This is a genomic window from Hymenobacter profundi (genome assembly GCF_019334315.1).
In the GTDB taxonomy this organism is placed as follows: domain Bacteria; phylum Bacteroidota; class Bacteroidia; order Cytophagales; family Hymenobacteraceae; genus Hymenobacter; species Hymenobacter profundi.
On the sequence record NZ_JAHWGL010000194.1, the window covers coordinates 1 to 2155 of the forward strand.

The 2155-nt window shown below is 59.7% G+C and carries 1 protein-coding gene; it reads right to left on the reverse strand.

The window, feature by feature from the left end; all coding sequences use genetic code 11:
• Positions 1-87: 87 nt before the first annotated feature.
• Positions 88-1962, reverse strand: coding sequence for a phosphomethylpyrimidine synthase ThiC (gene thiC, locus KYK14_RS21825; protein ID WP_219161755.1), 1875 nt, complete (start codon positions 1960-1962; stop codon positions 88-90).
• Positions 1963-2155 lie beyond the last annotated feature (193 nt).

The window sequence follows — 2155 nt, forward strand, 5'->3', positions numbered from 1 at the left end:
GTCTCACTCCGCTCGACATGACGTTCTATTTCGTCGTTCACACGTGATAAGGTCCTTCGCAAGCTCAGGATGACAGATGGTTTTTAGTTACAGATAAATCTCACTACCCTTCTCCACGAACTCCCGCGACTTTTCCACCATGCCTTTCGTCAAAGCCTCAGCGGCGGTGAGGTCTTGCTTGGCGGCGAAGTCGCGGACTTCCTGCGTGATTTTCATGGAGCAGAAATGCGGGCCGCACATGGAGCAGAAGTGCGCCACTTTGGCGCCGTCGGCGGGTAGGGTTTCGTCGTGGTACTCGCGGGCGGTGTCGGGGTCCAGGCTTAGGTTGAACTGGTCTTCCCAGCGGAATTCGAAGCGAGCTTTACTCAGGGCGTTGTCGCGGTACTGGGCTCCCGGGTGGCCTTTGGCGAGGTCGGCGGCGTGGGCGGCAATCTTGTAGGCAATCACGCCGTCCTTCACGTCCTGCTTGTTGGGTAGGCCGAGGTGTTCCTTAGGCGTCACGTAGCAAAGCATGGCCGTGCCGAACCAGCCAATCATGGCCGCGCCAATGGCCGAGGTGATGTGGTCGTAACCGGGGGCAATGTCGGTGGTCAGCGGGCCGAGGGTGTAGAAAGGCGCCTCGTGGCACTCCTTCAACTGCTTGTCCATGTTCTCCTTAATCAGATGCATGGGCACGTGGCCGGGGCCTTCAATCATTACCTGCACATCGTGCGCCCAGGCAATTTTGGTTAGCTCACCCAAGGTTTCCAGCTCCGCGAACTGCGCTGCGTCGTTGGCATCAGCAATAGAACCGGGACGCAGGCCGTCGCCCAGCGAGAAGGCCACGTCGTAAGCCTTCATAATTTCGCAGATTTCCTCGAAGTGCGTGTAGAGGAAGCTCTCTTCGTGGTGGGCCAGGCACCACTTCGCCATAATCGAACCGCCGCGCGACACGATGCCGGTCACGCGCTTGGCGGTCATCGGAATGTAGGGTAGGCGCACCCCGGCGTGGATGGTGAAGTAGTCCACGCCCTGCTCGGCCTGCTCGATGAGCGTATCGCGGAACAACTCCCAGGTCAGGTCCTCGGCCTTGCCGTTCACCTTCTCCAAGGCCTGATAAATGGGCACCGTACCCACCGGCACCGGACAGTTGCGGATAATCCACTCGCGGGTTTCGTGGATGTTCTTGCCGGTGCTCAGGTCCATCAGCGTATCGCCGCCCCAGCGGCAGCTCCACACGGCCTTATCTACCTCTTCCTCAATGCTCGACGTCACGGCCGAGTTGCCGATGTTGGTGTTGATTTTCACCAGGAAGTTGCGCCCAATAATCATCGGCTCGCTTTCGGGGTGGTTGATGTTGCAGGGAATCACGGCCCTACCCGCCGCTACCTCCTGGCGCACAAACTCCGGCGTAATGTGCCCCTTTGGTGTATTAGCGCCAAAGCTATGGCCGGGGTGCTGCACCCGTAGCGCATCATCGGCGGCTAGCTGATCGATGCGCTGGTTTTCCCGAATGGCGATGTACTCCATTTCGGGCGTGATGATGCCCTGCCTAGCATAGTGCATCTGCGACACGTTGCGGCCCGCCTTGGCGCGTAACGGCGGCCGGATGTGCTCGAAGCGCAGGTGGTCTAGCGTGGTATCGGCGGCGCGCTGCTGCCCGTAGTCCGACGAGGTGCCGGGTAACGTTTCCACATCTTCCCTACCCAAAATCCACTCTTCGCGCAGGCGTGGCAGGCCTTTTTTCAGGTCGATTTCCACGTTGGGGTCAGTGTAGGGGCCGCTGGTGTCGTACACCGTCACGGGCGGGTTCTGCTCCGTGGGATTCATGAAATCGAACTGGCGCTTGGTGTCGCTCAGCATGATTTCGCGCATCGCCACCCGAATGTGGGGGTAGAGCTGGCCGGGAACGTAGAGTTTGCGCGAGCCGGTGAGCGGCTGGCGCTCCACCAGCGTTTGCTGGGGTGCCTGGTCTTTTTTCATAAAATCTGGGATGGTTGACGGTTACCTGTCTGTTTGTCATCCTGAGCGCAGCGAAGGACCTTCTCACGGGAGATAGTGACTATCTCACGCAAGGTCGTTCTCCCGTGAGAAGGTCTTTCGCTGCGCTCAGGATGACAGACGCGCCCCTACCCGCCCTGCGTGGCGCGGATAACAGTGATGCGGTCTTGGGCAC